Origin of the sequence: Mesorhizobium tianshanense (genome assembly GCF_007830515.1) — a bacterium.
Lineage (GTDB): Bacteria > Pseudomonadota > Alphaproteobacteria > Rhizobiales > Rhizobiaceae > Mesorhizobium > Mesorhizobium tianshanense.
Genome location: NZ_VLKT01000028.1, coordinates 17,541 through 33,046 on the forward strand (window position 1 = coordinate 17,541; position 15,506 = coordinate 33,046).

Genomic DNA, 15,506 nt, shown 5'->3' on the forward strand with positions numbered 1-15,506 from the left:
CCGGACTGTCCGGCAGGACAGAGGGGGGCGCGAAGGATCGCGGCCTCTCTATCCTCCGCCAAGGCAGGGCGGCGTCATGACAATCGCCGCGCTCAACTCCAACCCCGCCCCCGCCATCCTACCGGGAAGCGGCGGCCTGCGTGGCGCCCTGTCCGACCTCTTGTGGCGCAAGCCGAGCCTGCTGCTGCTCCTCATGCTGCTGCCACCGATCCTGTGGCTCGGCATCGTCTATATCGGCTCGTTGTTCGCGCTGCTCCTACAGAGCTTTTTCTCGATCGACGAGTTCTCCGGCCTCATCAATCGCGAATTCACGCTGAAGACCTATGGCGACCTGCTGCAGGCCGCCAATCTCGACATCATCCTGCGCACGGTGACGATGGCAGCCCTGGTCACACTCGCCTCCGCGGTCATCGCCTTCCCAATCGCCTATTACGCGACGCGCTATGCCCGCGGCCGCTGGAAGGCGCTGTTCTATCTCGGCGTCATGCTGCCGCTGTGGTCGAGCTACCTGGTCAAGATCTACGCCTGGAAGCTCATCCTCGCCAAGGAAGGCATCCTGACCTGGCTGCTCGCCAAGCTGCATCTTCTGTGGCTGCTCGATGCCTGGCTGTCGCTGCCGATCGTCGGCGGCAACTCTCTGTCGGTCTCTTATACCGGCACCTTCATCGTCTTCGTCTATGTCTGGCTGCCCTTCATGATCCTGCCGGTGCAGGCGGCACTCGAGCGCGTGCCGGGCAATCTGGTCGAAGCCTCGTCCGATCTCGGCGCCTCGCCCGGCCAGACCTTCCGCAACGTGCTGTTCCCGCTGGCGCTGCCGGGCATCGTCGCCGGCTCGATCTTCACCTTCTCGCTGACGCTCGGCGACTACATCATCCCGCAGATCATCGGCACCTCGCGACTGTTCATCGGGCAGGCCGTCTATTCGCAGCAGGGCACCGCCGGCAACATTCCGCTCGCCGCCGCTTTCACCGTGGTGCCCATCGTCATCATGGGCTTCTACCTCTGGGGCGCCAAGCGCATGGGAGCCTTCGATGCGCTCTGATCGCGGCCAATCGGCCCCTCCCGGCTTGAAGATCGCCGCCGCCGGCGGCCTGCTGTTTCTGCATTTGCCAATCCTCCTGATCTTCGTCTATGCCTTCACGACCGAGGAAAAGAGCTTCGTCTGGCCGCCGCCGGGGCTGACCACGCAGTGGTTCGCCGTCACCTGGAACCGCCCCGACGTGTGGGAAGCGCTGTCGCTGTCGGTCCGGGTCGCCGCCATCTCGACCGCCGTCGCCATGGTCCTCGGCACGCTCTGCGCGGCCGCCGTGTCGCGAACACGGTTTTTTGGCCGCGAGACGATCTCGCTGCTGGTCATCCTGCCCATCGCGCTGCCCGGCATCATCACCGGCATCGCGCTGCGTTCGGCCTTTTCGCTGGCCGAGATACCGTTCTCGTTCTGGACGATCGTCCTCGGCCACGCCACCTTCTGCGTCGTCGTCGTCTACAACAACGCCGTCGCCCGGTTCCGCCGCACCTCCGGCTCGATGATCGAGGCGTCGATGGATCTTGGCGCCGATGGCTTTCAGACGTTTCGCCATGTCGTGCTGCCCAATATCGCCACCGCGCTGCTCGCCGGCGGCATGCTTGCCTTCGCGCTGTCGTTTGACGAGGTCATCGTCACCACCTTCACCGCCGGCCAGCAGCAGACGCTGCCGATCTGGATGCTGGAGGAGCTGATCCGTCCGCGTCAGCGCCCGGTCACCAATGTCGTGGCCATGGTCGTCGTGCTGGTGACGCTGCTGCCTATTCTCGCCGCCTATTACCTGACCCGCGACGGCGACCAGATCGCCGGCTCGGGAAAATGACGTCAAGAATCCGCAAGGGAGAGACTGCCATGGACACAAAGATGCTGATCGGCGCGAAATTCGAGAAGGGCACCGAAACCGAGGAGCCGATCCTAGATCCGAAAACCGGGGCGACCATCCTCAACCTGCCCGAAGCCAGCCAGGCGCAGATCGAGGCGGCGGTGCTGGCGGCCGAGAAGGCCTTCGTCACCTGGTCGCGCACCACGCCGGCGCAGCGCTCCGGCTATCTCCTGAAGATCGCCGACCGCATCGAGGCCGACGCGAAGGATTTCGCGGCCCTCGAGGCGCTCAATTGCGGCAAGCCGATCAATGCCGTGCTCAATGACGAGATCCCGGCGATCGTCGACTGCTATCGCTTCTTTGCCGGTGCTGTCCGCTCGATGCCCGGCCAGGTCGCCGGCGAATACATTCCCGGTCACACCTCGATGGTCCGCCGCGACGCCATCGGCGTCGTCGCCTCGATCGCGCCGTGGAACTACCCGCTGATGATGATGGCCTGGAAGCTGGCGCCGGCGATTGCCGGCGGCAACACCGTCGTCTTCAAGCCGTCGGAGCAGACGCCGCTGACCTCGCTCAAGCTGGCGAAGATCCTCGCCGAGATCCTGCCGGAAGGCGTCGTCAATGTCGTGCTCGGCCGCGGCGACAGCGTCGGCAACACGCTGATCAACCACCCCAAGGTCAACATGATCTCGATCACCGGCGACGTCGCCACCGGCAAGAAGGTGCTGCAGGCCGCCGCCAAATCGGTCAAGCGCACGCATCTCGAGCTCGGCGGCAAGGCGCCGGTCATCGTCTTCGACGATGCCGATCTCGGCGCGGTGGTCAACGGCCTGCGCGCCTTCGGCTACTACAATGCCGGTCAGGATTGCACCGCCGCCTGCCGCATCTATGCCGGCAAGAAGATCTACGACAAGCTCGTCGCCGATCTCTCCTCCGCCGTCTCGACCATCAAGTACAACCGCCCCGACGACACCGAAAACGAGATCGGGCCGCTCATCTCACGCCGTCAGCGTGACCGCGTCTCGAGCTTCGTCGAGCGCGCCTCCGAGCTGAAGCACATCGAGATCACGACCGGCGGCAAGCCGGGTGAGGGCTCCGGCTTCTTCTACCAGCCGACCGTCGTCGCCGGCGCCTTGCAGGAAGACGAGATCGTGCGCCGCGAGGTGTTCGGGCCAGTCGTCTCCGTCACCCGCTTTTCCGAGGTCGACGAGGCGGTGACCTGGGCCAATGACAGCGATTATGGCCTCGCCTCGTCGGTGTGGACCAAGGATATTTCCCGCGCCATGGCGACAGCCGCGCGGCTTCAGTACGGCTGCACCTGGATCAACACCCATTTCATGCTGACCAACGAGATGCCGCATGGTGGACTGAAGCAGTCCGGCTACGGCAAGGACATGTCGCTCTATGCCCTGGAGGACTACACCGCCGTGCGGCATGTGATGGTGGCGCACGGGTAGCGGTTCTTACCTCTCCCTTGTGGGAGAGGCAATCTGGGTGAGGGGTAAGCCGGCGCCAAGCTGGAACACCCCTCATCCGTCTCGCCGCTTCGCGACGATCCACCTTCTCCCACAAGAAGGGGAGAAGGAAGACGCATTTGCTACTCGACAATGCGATAGATATTCCACAGGCTGGTGCCCGACACGACATGAGGCTCCATCTCCTTGCCCCAATTGGCGTGCGCGTCGATCTTGCCGATCTTGGCGAAGAACTCCTCCAGTTGGGCCAGGCTTTCGACCTGGTGATGCGACTCGACCGTCGCTTCCCGCGCACCGATCGAGCCAGTCATGATCTTGAACTCCAGATCGGCAATGCCAACCTGCGAGCCGATCTCGCGCTCCCATTTTTTCAACAAGTCGAGCACTGTCTGCTTGTGCCCGAACTTGGCGTCGATCTGCCATCTTGCGTTGAACATCGCCGCCTCCTCACTCGTCCCAGGCCTGTACGACAGTCTGCCGTGCAATCTGGCCGTCCTTCAGCTCCAGCATCGCCGCAGCAAACACCTTCGTACCGTCCGGATAGGCGCAAGCCTGGGTGAAGGCGAGGCTGTTGCCGTCGGCGATGGTGGTGTCGACCTTGTGGGTCATGGCACGGCTGCAGATGTCGTCCCAGAACGTGCTGATCGCCGCGCGCCCGCGGATTTCGCGCGGCTTGCTCGGCGGATTGTTGCGGTCGATCACCCGCACCAGCGCATCATCGGCATAGAAGCTCGATAGCATCCTTCCATCACGCCCCTCGATCGCTTCCTTGATCGCCGCGCCGTTCACGGCCTGTGTCTTGGTTGCCATTTCATCCTCCATGTGCCCGTCTTTACGATCGGGCTGTTGATGCTGTCCGGCGCTAGCCGTCGGGCAACACTTCATCGTCCCTTCGCAGCACCTTTCCAGCGGCATCCGCCTGGCCTGCATGGGCAGAATTGATAGCGCTTGCGCGTCCTGTGCCGCTTCGCCCGAAAGCGCCATGGCTCTCATGGCCCGTCCGGGCCAGGGTGCCTCACCGAAAATGCCGCCGCAGCCGCCCGCGACGGCAAGTCCAGCTTGAGGAGTATGTTGGCGACGTGGCGCTTGACCGTATGCTCGCTCAGCCTGAGCTCGGCGGCGATCGCGGCGTTGCTCTTGCCGTCGGCAATCAGGTTCACCACCTCGCTTTCGCGCGCTGTCAGCGCCGCCGGCTCGGTCGCCTTGATCCTGGAATGGCAGGCCGGCTCCAGATGCTGCTCGGACGTCGCCAGGACCAGTGCCAGCGGCTCGCTCAGCTCGTCGAGCGTGATCCGCCCGGCATCGGTGAAATGAAGGCCCGAGCCGGTCGCCAGATCGGCAACCAGCCGCGAAGCGAGAATGTCGCCGCGGCGGGCATGGGCGGCAAGCTGCGTCGCCACGCGCACCGTTAATCCCGTTGGCGGCCCGCGCAGTTCGATTTCGCCGACATGTATACCCTGCGCGCTGGCCACGCCGATGCCCTGCGTCGCCTCGCGCAGCGCCGCCGCGCAGCGTATGGCACGTGCCGGGCTGTCGAAGCGCGAAATCATCAGCTCGCCATGCATACCTGCCGCTCGGCCACCATGGTGCCCGACCAACAGCCGCCAGGTTTCCTGGAAGCGTTGGAAGCGCTCGTTCCACATGCGGTCACCGAGCCGTGCCGTATCGTGGATGCGCGTCGCCAGAAGTGCTGCGAGCGCGCGCTCCGTCTCGGCCACGACGCGTTGACCGGTGAGGAATACTTCGATCAGATCGGCAACTCGTTCCACATCGCCGGTCCAGATCGGGTGATCCCGCCCCGGCACCTCGACCAGTCGCGCATTCGCGATCTTCCTGGCCAGGAAACGGCTGGCATCGGGATCGACCCGCGCGTCGTTGCGGCGATGGATCAGCAGCGTTGGAGCGCGGATCGCCGCAAGCACGCCGCGTACGTCGATTCCCGCGTTCATGCGCGCCAGGGCGGCTGCCGCCGTCGGGCTTGCCGACAGCCGCTCGAAGCGCCCCCACCATGTGGCGAAACGGGGATCGTCGACCCGCCCGGGCGCAAAATGCTGCAAGGTGGCGCCGGTGCCCCATGCGGTCTCCGCCATCTCGATGAAGGCGTCGAGGCGTTCGGGCGGCATCACCCATTTGTGGAAATGCGCATAGCCGCCATAGAGCACCAGCGCCCGCGTCCGTTCCGGATAGGTGGCGGCAAACAGCATCGCCATCGATGCGCCTTCCGAAGCACCGAGCAATGCCGCGCGGCCGCTGCCGGCCGCATCCATCACCGCGCGCACGTCGTCCATGCGGGTCTCGAGACTGGGCAGATGATGACTATCGACGCGGTCCGACAAACCGGTGCCGCGCTTGTCGAACAGGATCAGCCGCGAGAAGGCAGAGAGCCGCTTCAGCAGCCGGCTGAAGCCTTCGTCTTCCCAATGCAGATCGAGATTGGAAATGAAACCCGGCACGAAAACCAGATCGAACGAACCTTGGCCGACCACCTGATAGGCGATCCGCACGTCGCCACTAAGCGCGTATCGAGTTTCGATCGGCCTCACGCAAATGTCCCGCCCGGCCAGACGATTTCTTGTCGCCGACCATAGCAGAACCATGCCGTTTGCGGCAGCCAAACTTTAGAGGGTCGAAATATAAGGCCTTTGGTGACCGGGAGGCGGTTGTCGGGCTATTTCTGCGGGGCGGCCCTCTCGGCCTGCGCAGGCCCACGCCCGGTGTAACCGATGCTCGTATCAGCCTGTTCTGGCGTCTTGGGCCGCTTGATCTTGGCGGAAGCAGCCACGACGAGTTCGTTGAAGCCTTCGCCGCCGGCATCCAGCATCTCGAACAGCTGCCGGCGCATCCTCGGCTCCCAGAACTTGTTGATATGCTCGGCGACGCCGGCAATGCCTTCCTCGCGTGGCTTGGAATGGAAGAAATCGGCGATCTGGTTGGCCATGAGCACCAGCTTTTCCCTGGTGCTCATGATGTGTTCTTCGTCATGCGACATGCTTGGCAACTCCGGAAACCAGCCGCTCGGGGTGGGTGAAAATATCGAAATCATTGCCGCGCACCAACGCCACCAGCGTCATGCCGGCCTCTTCCGCCGTGCGGATGGCAAGCGCAGTCGGCGCCGAGACGGCGATGATGAAGGCAGCACCTATCGCCGCCGTCTTCTGCACCATCTCCACCGACACGCGCGACGTCACGACCACGGCGCCCGATGCGCCGTCGATGTCGGCCTTGGCCAGCGCGCCGGCCAGCTTGTCCAGCGCATTGTGGCGGCCGACATCCTCGCGCGCCATGACGACGCCCTTGCCGGGGATGTAGAAGCCTGCGGCATGGACCGCACCCGTCTCGGCATGCAGCGGCTGCACCTTCGACAGAAGCTTGACCGAGCGGATGATGTCGTGGGCTTTAAGCGTAAGTTTTGACGAACCGACCGCATCTACCGAGCGCATCGCTTCCTCGATCGATTCGATGCCGCACAGCCCACAGCCGACCGGGCCGGCCAGCCGTCGGCGCCGCGCTTCGAAGCGCGTATTGGCTTGATCCTTCAGCCTGATCTGGATGTCGATGCCAGCGCCGTGATCCTCGACCTCGATCGCCTCGATCTCTTGCCGGTCGGCGATGATGCCTTCGGTCAGTGAGAAGCCGAGCGCGAAATCCTCGAAATCGGCGGGGCTCGCCATCATCACCGCATGCGTGGTGCCGGCGAAGGAGAACGCCACCGGCGTTTCCTCCGGCACCATGCGATTGGCGGCCGCAGTGCCGCTGGCGCGGTGCGCCAGCCGCGAAATCTGCGTCGTTGCTTTGCGGCGCCGCGCGGCCAAGGTTACTCCGCCGCTTCCAGCGGGGCGATGCGCCGGCTCTGACGCGCCTGCTCGTTATAGTCCCGCTGCCACTCGGTCGGTCCATTGGACGGCGCCACCTGCACGGCCGTGACCTTGTATTCCGGGCAGTTGGTCGCCCAGTCCGAGAAGTCGGTGGTGATCACGTTGGCCTGCGTGTCGGGGTGGTGGAAGGTCGTGTAGACGACGCCCGGCGAGACGCGGTCGGTGATCAGCGCGCGCAGCGACGTCTCGCCGGACCGGCTTGCCAACCGCACCCAGTCGCCGTCGCGGATGCCGCGGTTCTCCGCATCGTGCGGATGGATCTCCAACCGGTCTTCCGCATGCCACATCACATTTTCGGTGCGCCTCGTCTGTGCGCCGACATTGTACTGCGAGAGAATCCGGCCGGTGGTGAGCAGCAGCGGGAAGCGCGGCCCGGTCCTTTCGTCCGTCGCCACATATTCGGTGCGGATGAACTTGCCCTTGCCGCGCACGAAACCATCGATGTGCATGATCGGGGTGCCGAGAGGCGCCTTCTCGTTGCAGGGCCATTGCACGGATCCGACACGGTCGAGCAGTTCGAAGGAGACGCCGGCGAAGCTCGGCGTCGTCTTGGCGATCTCGTCCATGATCTCGGAGGGATGCCGATAGTTCCAGTCCAGCCCGATCGCGCGGGCAAGTTCCTGCGTCGCCTCCCAATCGGCGTAGCGGGCCTTCGGCTCCAGAACCTTGCGCACCATGTTGATGCGGCGCTCGGCATTGGTGAAAGTGCCGTCCTTCTCGAGGAAGGTCGAGCCCGGCAGGAACACATGCGCGTAGTTCGCCGTCTCGTTGAGGAAGAGGTCGTGCACGACGACGCATTCCATCGCGGCGAGGCCGGCGGCGACATGCTTGGTATCAGGGTCGGACTGCAGGATATCCTCGCCCTGGATGTAGATGCCCTTGAAGCTACCGTCGACGGCGGCATCCAGCATGTTGGGAATGCGCAGGCCGGGTTCGTCGTCGAGCTTCACGCCCCACAGGCTCTCATAGATGTCACGCACGGCTTCGCCGGAGATGTGGCGGTAGCCAGGCAACTCGTGCGGGAAGGAGCCCATGTCGCACGAGCCCTGCACATTGTTCTGGCCGCGCAGCGGGTTCACGCCGACGCCCGGCCGGCCGATATTGCCGGTGGCCATGGCGAGGTTGGCGATCGCCATCACCGTGGTTGAACCCTGGCTGTGTTCCGTCACGCCCAGGCCGTAATAGATCGCGCCATTGCCGCCGGTGGCATAAAGACGCGCCGCGCCGCGGATCAGCTCGGGATCGACGCCGGACAGTTTGCCGACGATTTCCGGGCTGTTTTCCGGCAAGGCGACGAAAGAAGCCCAGTCCTGGAACTCCGCCCAGTCGCAGCGTTCGCGGATGAAGGCTTCGTCGAAAAGACCTTCGGTGACGACGACATGCGCCAGCGCCGTCAGCACCGCCACATTGGTGCCGGGCTTCAGCGGCAGGTGATAGGCCGCTTCGATATGCGCCGACTTGACCATCTCGGTACGACGCGGATCGAGCACGATCAGCTTGGCGCCCTGGCGCAGCCGCTTCTTCAGCCGCGAGGCGAACACCGGATGGGCCGAAACCGGATTGGCGCCGATGACGACGGCGACGTCGGTGAATTCGACGGAGTCGAAATCCTGCGTGCCGGCGGAGGTGCCGTAGGTCTGGCCGAGCCCGTAGCCGGTCGGCGAATGGCAGACGCGCGCGCAGGTATCGACATTGTTGTTGCGGAAGCCTTGCCGCACCAGCTTCTGGACAAGATAGGTCTCTTCGTTCGTGCAGCGCGAGGAGGTGATACCGCCGATCGCGGTGCGGCCATACTGGTATTGGATGCGGCGGAATTCCTTGGCCGTATGGGCGATCGCCTCTTCCCAGCTCACCTCTCGCCAGGGATCGGTGACCTTTTCCCGGATCATCGGCGACAGGATGCGGTCCTTGTGGGTGGCGTAGCCATAAGCGAACCGGCCCTTCACGCAGGAATGCCCATGGTTCGCCTTGCCCTCTTTGTAGGGCATCATGCGAATGACCTCATCGCCCTTCACTTCGGCTTTGAACGAGCAGCCGACGCCGCAATAAGCGCAGGTGGTGACGGCCGAGCGCTCCGGCAGGCCCTTGGCGAGCACCGACTTCTCGCGCAGCGCATCGGTTGGGCAGGCCTGCACGCAGGCCCCGCAGGACACGCATTCGGAGGCAATGAAATCCTCGTGCATGCCGGCAACCATGCGCGATTCGAAACCGCGGCCCTCGATGGTCAGCGCGAAGGTGCCCTGCACCTCCTCGCAGGCCCGCACGCAGCGCGAACAGACAATGCATTGCGCGGGATCATAGGTGAAATAGGGATTGGATTCATCGCGGGCGATGTAGTCGACAGCCAGCGAGCCATGGCCGGGCGCTACGCCGTCTTCCTGCTTGACGTGGTTGCGTCCCTCGATGCCGTAGCGGTTTTCGGTCAGACCGACCGTCTTGGCGACCTTGTCGAACTCGCTGGCGCCGGTGCCGGCCTTCTCGTTCCAGCCGGTCGGGTGGTCGGAGACGTAGAGTTCCATCACGCCGCGGCGGATGGCGTTGAGGCGATCGGTCTGCGTGTGCACGACCATGCCTTCGCCAACCGGCGTCGTGCAGGATGCCGGCGTGCCGCCGCGTCCGTCGATCTCGACCAGGCAGACGCGGCAGGAGCCGAACGAGTCCAGCATGTCGGTGGCGCAGAGCTTCGGGATTTCGACGCCCGCTTCCATCGAAGCGCGCATGATCGAGGTCCCCGCCGGCACGGTCACCGACTTGCCGTCGACCGTCAGCGTCACCTGCTGTTCCGCTTCCGAGGCGGGGGTCCCGTAGTCGATTTCCTGCACCAGCGATTTGATGTCGAATGCCGCGTTCATGCCTGTCGCTCCTATTCCGCTGCTTCGGCGACCGGCGTCGGCCGAAAGTCTTCGGGGAAATGGTTGAGTGCACTCATCACCGGATATGGGGTGAAGCCGCCCAGAGCGCAAAGCGAGCCGAACTTCATCGTGTTGCAAAGGTCGGTGACCAGCGCGATCTGCTTTTCGGGTTCGATGCTCTGGGCGAGCCGGTCCAGCACCTCGACGCCGCGCGTCGAGCCGATGCGGCAGGGCGTGCATTTGCCGCAGCTTTCGATGCTGCAGAATTCCATGGCAAAGCGCGCCTGCTTCAGCATGTCGGCGGTGTCGTCGAACACGACGATGCCGGCATGTCCGATCAGCCCGTCCTTGGCTGCGAACGCTTCGTAGTCGAAGGGCGTGTCGAACAGCGCGCGCGGGAAATAGGCGCCGAGCGGGCCCCCGACCTGCACGGCCTTGACCGGACGTCCTGTCGCGGTGCCGCCGCCGATGTCGTCGACGATCTCGCCCAGCGTCATGCCGAACGCGGCCTCGTAGAGGCCGGGATACTTGACGTTGCCGGCGATCTGGATCGGAATGGTGCCGCGCGAACGGCCCATGCCGAAATCCTTGTAGAAGGCCGCACCCTTATCCATGATGATAGGCACCGAAGCCAGCGAGATGACGTTGTTGATCACCGTTGGTTTGCCGAACAGGCCCTTGTGCGCCGGCAGCGGCGGCTTGGCCCGCACCTGCCCGCGCTTACCTTCGAGGCTGTCGAGCAGCGAGGTTTCCTCGCCGCAGACATAGGCACCGGCGCCGACACGGACTTCCATGTCGAAGGCATTTGGAGAACCCAGCACGTTGAGGCCGAGCAGCCCGGCCCCGCGGGCGATCTCGACGGCCTTTCGCATGACCGCTACCGCGTGCGGATATTCCGAGCGGATATAGATGAAACCCTTGGTCGCGCCCGTCGCGATGCCGGCGATCGCCATGCCCTCGATCAGCACGAACGGGTCGCCTTCCATGATCATGCGGTCGGCGAACGTGCCGGAATCGCCCTCGTCGGCATTGCAGACGATATATTTGCGGTCGGCCGTGGTCTCGAGCACCGTCTTCCATTTGATGCCGGTCGGGAACCCCGCGCCGCCGCGGCCACGCAGGCCCGACTCGGTGACCTGCTTCACGATATCGGCCGGAGCCATCGCCACGGCGTTCTGCAGGCCCTTCAGCCCGCCATGCGCCTTGTAGTGATCGAGTGACAGCGGATTGATGACGCCGCAACGCGCGAAGGTCAGTCGCGTCTGCTTTGCCAGGAATGGAATCTTGTCCGGGGCGCCCAGCCAGCGCTTGTGATAGCCGCCAGTGAGAAAGCCGCAATCGAACAGGCTTTTGACGTCGGACGGCTTTACCGGCCCGTAGGCGACGCGGCCCTTGTCTGCTGTCGCCACTTCGACCATCGGCTCGAGGAAATACGCGCCGCGCGAACCGTTGCGCACGATCTTGGCCTCGATGCCGCGATCGGCCAATTCCTTCTCAATCGCCTTAGCGACCTTTTCCGCACCGAGCGCCAGCGCGCCGGAATCGCCTGGAATGTAAATGCGCGGGATCATGAGCGCACCTCGGCAACGATCTCGTCGAGCTTTTCGTCATTGAGCCGCCCGATCACCTCGCCGTCCAGCATCGCAGATGGCGCGCAGGCGCAAAGGCCGAGGCAATAGACCGGCTCCAGCGTCACCGAACCGTCGCGGGCCGTCTCGTGGAAGCCGATGCCCAGCAACTGCTTGAGCTTGGCGGCAATGGCGTCCGAGCCCATCGACTGGCAGGCTTCCGCCTGGCAGAGTTTCAGCACATGCCGCCCGGCCGGGTGGCTGCGGTAATCGTGATAGAAGGTGACGACGCCGTGCACCTCGGCCCTGGAGATGTTCAGCGCCTCGGCGATGACAGGCAGCGCGTCCTGCGGCACATGGCCGAACTCTTCCTGGATGCCGTGAAGGATCGGCAGCAGCGGGCCTTCGAGGCCCTTCAGCTCCTGGATGATCGCCGCCGTGCGCGACGCGATCTCGGTACTTGCAGGCTGCATCGTCATGCAGCGCCCTCCCTGGTCGTAGCGATTTTCCGCTAAGTCTTTAGGAAATCAGAGGAAACCCGCGAAATCAATAAAGCTGATCCGTTGCTCGATAGAAATCTTCTATCGATGCCCGTCCAGCCAGCAATCTCTAGCTCAGCGGCGGGCGCGGAAATCGTCTGCCAACGCCATCGCCTCGTCCAGCAGCGCCGAGACCAGCGGTGTATGCGGCTCGCGCGGCGTCGCCACCAGCCCGACGGTATGGCTGGCATCCGGCTCGACGATCGGAATGGCCCGAATCGGCTCGGAAAAGCCGAATGTTTCCGAGAGGTTGAGCGGCATGATCGACGACCATTTGCCGGTGCGGATATGGGAGAACAGCACGATCATCGAATTGGATTCGAGTGTCGGCCGCACCTGCACGCCGGCCTCGGCAAGATGCTGGTCGATGATGCGGCGGTTCTGCATGTCTGGGGTCAACAGGCAGAGCGGCAGCTGGCTGAGCTCCGCCCATGTCACTTTGTCGCGGTCGGAATAGGGGTTTCCGACCGCGGTGATAAGCTGGTAGCGCTCGTCATAGAGCGGCACGCTGATCACCCGTCCCAGCGGCTCGTTGTCGAGATAGGTGATGCCGGCGTCGATGTCGAAATTGCCGAGCAGCGACAGCACCTCGATCGAAGTGCGCGACAGCACGGAGAAGGTGACGCCGGGGTGTTTGGCGCGAAAAGGCGTCGTCAGCCGCGCCACCATGGCCAGCGCCGTCGGGATGGCCGCGATGCGGATCCGCCCGGAGAGGCCGTGACGCGCCGCCCGCATCTCCTCGCGCATGGTCCTGCTGTCGCCGACGATGCGGCGCGCCCAACCCAGCACCTGTTCTCCCTCCGGCGTCAGCCCCTGAAAGCGCGAGCCGCGCAATACCAGCATCACGCCGAGCTGGCCTTCGAGCTGTTTGATGCCGGCCGAAAGCGTCGGCTGGGTGACGCCGCACACCTCGGCCGCCCGGCCGAAATGCTCTTCCCTGGCCAGCGCGATGAAGAATTCCAGCTTGTCGATCATGCCATCTGTCCAGTGCGTTCCGCACAAGGTCGGGGAAATTGCGTTCCGCCGCAAGCCGCGCGTGCAATCGGCTGCATCCACATCTTTCAGCCGGCTTACTATTTCCGACGGCGGCATGCGGCGCTATGTGGATGAAACGACGCCGTGGGGCGACCGGAGGTTGAACATGCTGGGCTGGTTCCGCAAGCTGCTGCCGCGCGAAGATCGCTTCTTCGATCTGTTCGAGCAACATTCCCGCACCGTGGTCGATGGGGCCGAGGCACTCGAGCAGCTTCTCCAGGGCAAGGACATCGATCGCTGGTGCCAGAAGATCATCGATCTTGAAGACAAGGCCGATCACATCACCGCGGAAGTCCTGCTGTCCGTGCGGCGCTCGTTCATCACGCCTTTCGATCGCGGTGACATCAAGGATCTGATCCAGTCGATGGATGACGCCATCGACATGATGCACAAGACCGTCAAGACGGTGAAGCGGTTCGAGAAGAAGGAATTCGACCCGCTGATGCAGGAAATGGGCGGCATCATCGTTATTACGGCCAAGCTGGTCGCCGAGGCCATCCCGTTGCTCAGCAAGATAGGGGCTCACAGCGTGCGCCTCAATGCCATCGCCGAAGAGGTCATGCGCGCGGAAGGCCGGGCCGACGATCTGCACGAGCAGGGCTTGAAGGATCTGTTCAAGAGACATGGCCGCAGCGACCCAATGGCCTACCTGATCGGCAGCGAAATCTATGGCGAGTTGGAAAAGGTTGTCGACCGCTTCGAGGACGTCGCCAACGAGATCAGCGGCATCGTCATCGAGAACGTTTAGACAATGGATGCCGCCATCGCCTTTCCCGTGCTGGTCGGGCTCATCGCCGTTGCGCTGTTCTTCGATTTTCTCAACGGACTGCACGATGCCGCCAATTCCATCGCCACCATCGTCTCCACCCGCGTGCTGAGACCGCACTACGCGGTGCTGTGGGCAGCCTTCTTCAATTTCATCGCGTTCCTGTTCTTCGGCCTTCATGTTGCGGAGACGCTGGGAACGGGCATCATCGACGCCAGCATCGTCACCCCGGGGGTGGTCTTCGCCGCCCTTGTCGGCGCCATTGTCTGGAACATCGTCACCTGGCTCGTCGGCATCCCCTCAAGTAGCTCGCATGCGCTGATCGGCGGACTGGTCGGCGCCGGCGTTGCAAAGGCAGGCGGCGGCGCCATCGTCTGGACCGGGCTCGGCAAGACCGTTGCGGCCATCGTCCTGTCGCCAGCGACCGGGTTTCTGCTAGCGCTTGTCTTGATCCTTACGGTTTCCTGGGTGTTCGTGCGCCAGACGCCGTTCGCTGTCGATAGCACTTTCCGTGTCATGCAGTTCGTTTCCGCCTCGTTCTATTCGCTCGGCCATGGCGGCAACGACGCACAGAAAACCATGGGCATCATCGCCGTGCTGCTCTACTCACAAGGCATGCTCGGAGACAGTTTCTACGTGCCGCTATGGGTCGTCATCACCTGCCAGGCGGCGCTGGCGCTGGGCACGTTGTTCGGCGGCTGGCGCATCGTCCACACGATGGGCTCGAAGATCACCCGGCTGAACCCGATGCAGGGTTTTTGCGCCGAGACCGGCGGCGCGATCACCCTGTTTGCCGCCACCTGGCTCGGCATTCCCGTGTCGACCACGCACACGATCACCGGCGCCATCATTGGGGTCGGCGCCGCCCGCCGTGTCTCCGCCGTGCGCTGGGGCATCGCCGGCAACATCGTCATCGCATGGATTGTCACCCTGCCGGCCACGGCCGCGATTTCGGCCCTCACCTACCTCGCGGTCAGCCTGGCGACGTGACGTGGGTGGCGTTCGAAGTCGCATTGTGCGGCAATGCTAAATCTACCTGTCCACAAGGTTCAGGATGTTGCCGTCGGGATCCTTGAACCATGCGACCTTCATGCCGTGACCGACGTGGATGTCGCCTTCCATCATTGTGTGAGGCATGTCGTAATGTTCGAAGACAACACCTTTCGACCTTAACGCACTGACAATCTTTTCGATCGCGACGCCGACCATCCAGGTCACCGCCGTCGCCTTGTTGGTTCCGGCAAACTTCGAGCGGTACACATTGATGCTGGTATCGCCGCATTTGTAGACGATCAGTTCGCCACCCTCATTGTGGACCTCCGTCAAACCCAGGATATCCTGGTAGAAAGCCCTGGCTTTGGCCAGGTCCTTCACCGCGAGGTTGGCCGTTGCGTTGCTGTTTGCGAGCATGGCGGTCTCCTTTCCTTGCTGGCTGGTGCCACCGAAAGCTGTGCAGGAAATAGGGCCGCTTCGTCTTCTGGCGACCGCAATGCCACAGCGCGCGTCGTTCCGCCGCTTGGTTCTGTTCGGCAACTGCCTTATCTGAAGC

The 15,506-nt window shown here is 63.8% G+C and carries 15 protein-coding genes; 5 read left to right on the forward strand and 10 right to left on the reverse strand.

What is annotated here, in order from left to right:
* The first annotated feature begins 76 nt into the window (after positions 1-76).
* From IQ26_RS21540 to IQ26_RS21550, 3 genes are read left to right on the forward strand one after another with little or no spacing between them, the layout of a single operon-like run.
* Positions 77-1,042 carry an ABC transporter permease gene (locus tag IQ26_RS21540; protein ID WP_145720364.1) on the forward strand — a complete coding sequence of 322 codons (966 nt, stop codon included), beginning with the start codon at positions 77-79 and terminating at the stop codon, positions 1,040-1,042.
* Entirely contained in the window at positions 1,032-1,847 is an 816-nt protein-coding gene (locus tag IQ26_RS21545; protein ID WP_145720365.1) for an ABC transporter permease, read from the forward strand. The genes IQ26_RS21540 and IQ26_RS21545 overlap by 11 nt, the downstream gene beginning before the upstream one ends.
* A gap of 29 nt (positions 1,848-1,876) precedes the next feature.
* Positions 1,877-3,304, forward strand: coding sequence for a gamma-aminobutyraldehyde dehydrogenase (locus IQ26_RS21550; RefSeq protein WP_145720366.1), 1,428 nt, complete (start codon positions 1,877-1,879; stop codon positions 3,302-3,304).
* 140 nt (positions 3,305-3,444) lie between these two features.
* Here the strand turns inward: IQ26_RS21550 and IQ26_RS21555 are convergent, their stop codons facing one another.
* The 9 genes from IQ26_RS21555 to IQ26_RS21595 form a co-directional block, all read right to left on the reverse strand.
* The gene (locus IQ26_RS21555; RefSeq protein ID WP_145720367.1) at positions 3,445-3,759 is read right to left on the reverse strand and encodes a hypothetical protein; all 315 of its coding nucleotides are present in this window, start codon (positions 3,757-3,759) and stop codon (positions 3,445-3,447) included.
* Positions 3,760-3,769: 10 nt separating this feature from the next.
* Complete coding sequence (locus tag IQ26_RS21560) at positions 3,770-4,306, reverse strand: nuclear transport factor 2 family protein (RefSeq protein WP_240547191.1); 537 nt, start codon at positions 4,304-4,306, stop codon at positions 3,770-3,772.
* 5 nt (positions 4,307-4,311) lie between these two features.
* On the reverse strand, positions 4,312-5,865 hold the full coding sequence (locus tag IQ26_RS21565; RefSeq protein ID WP_145720368.1) for an alpha/beta fold hydrolase: 1,554 nt from the start codon (positions 5,863-5,865) through the stop codon (positions 4,312-4,314).
* 125 nt (positions 5,866-5,990) lie between these two features.
* Positions 5,991-6,311, reverse strand: a complete 321-nt coding sequence (locus IQ26_RS21570) for a formate dehydrogenase subunit delta (protein ID WP_145720369.1) — start codon at positions 6,309-6,311, stop codon at positions 5,991-5,993.
* Positions 6,301-7,134: a formate dehydrogenase accessory sulfurtransferase FdhD gene (gene fdhD, locus IQ26_RS21575; RefSeq protein ID WP_145720370.1), complete on the reverse strand. Its 834-nt coding sequence runs from the start codon at positions 7,132-7,134 to the stop codon at positions 6,301-6,303. The genes IQ26_RS21570 and fdhD overlap by 11 nt, the downstream gene beginning before the upstream one ends.
* Positions 7,135-7,136: 2 nt before the next feature.
* Entirely contained in the window at positions 7,137-10,049 is a 2,913-nt protein-coding gene (gene fdhF, locus IQ26_RS21580; RefSeq protein WP_145720371.1) for a formate dehydrogenase subunit alpha, read from the reverse strand.
* A gap of 11 nt (positions 10,050-10,060) precedes the next feature.
* The gene (locus tag IQ26_RS21585; protein WP_145720372.1) at positions 10,061-11,620 is read right to left on the reverse strand and encodes a formate dehydrogenase beta subunit; all 1,560 of its coding nucleotides are present in this window, start codon (positions 11,618-11,620) and stop codon (positions 10,061-10,063) included.
* Positions 11,617-12,096, reverse strand: a complete 480-nt coding sequence (locus IQ26_RS21590) for a formate dehydrogenase subunit gamma (protein WP_145720373.1) — start codon at positions 12,094-12,096, stop codon at positions 11,617-11,619. Before IQ26_RS21590 ends, IQ26_RS21585 begins: the two co-directional genes overlap by 4 nt.
* 135 nt (positions 12,097-12,231) lie before the next feature.
* Positions 12,232-13,131: a LysR family transcriptional regulator gene (locus IQ26_RS21595; protein ID WP_145720374.1), complete on the reverse strand. Its 900-nt coding sequence runs from the start codon at positions 13,129-13,131 to the stop codon at positions 12,232-12,234.
* A gap of 166 nt (positions 13,132-13,297) precedes the next feature.
* Between IQ26_RS21595 and IQ26_RS21600 the strand changes: the two genes are divergently transcribed.
* Together IQ26_RS21600 and IQ26_RS21605 are read left to right on the forward strand one after the other, a co-directional pair.
* Positions 13,298-13,939 carry a DUF47 domain-containing protein gene (locus IQ26_RS21600; protein WP_145720440.1) on the forward strand — a complete coding sequence of 214 codons (642 nt, stop codon included), beginning with the start codon at positions 13,298-13,300 and terminating at the stop codon, positions 13,937-13,939.
* Positions 13,940-13,942: 3 nt separating this feature from the next.
* Positions 13,943-14,947 carry an inorganic phosphate transporter gene (locus tag IQ26_RS21605; protein WP_145720375.1) on the forward strand — a complete coding sequence of 335 codons (1,005 nt, stop codon included), beginning with the start codon at positions 13,943-13,945 and terminating at the stop codon, positions 14,945-14,947.
* A gap of 42 nt (positions 14,948-14,989) precedes the next feature.
* Here the strand turns inward: IQ26_RS21605 and IQ26_RS21610 are convergent, their stop codons facing one another.
* Positions 14,990-15,367 carry a VOC family protein gene (locus IQ26_RS21610; protein ID WP_145720376.1) on the reverse strand — a complete coding sequence of 126 codons (378 nt, stop codon included), beginning with the start codon at positions 15,365-15,367 and terminating at the stop codon, positions 14,990-14,992.
* Positions 15,368-15,506 lie beyond the last annotated feature (139 nt).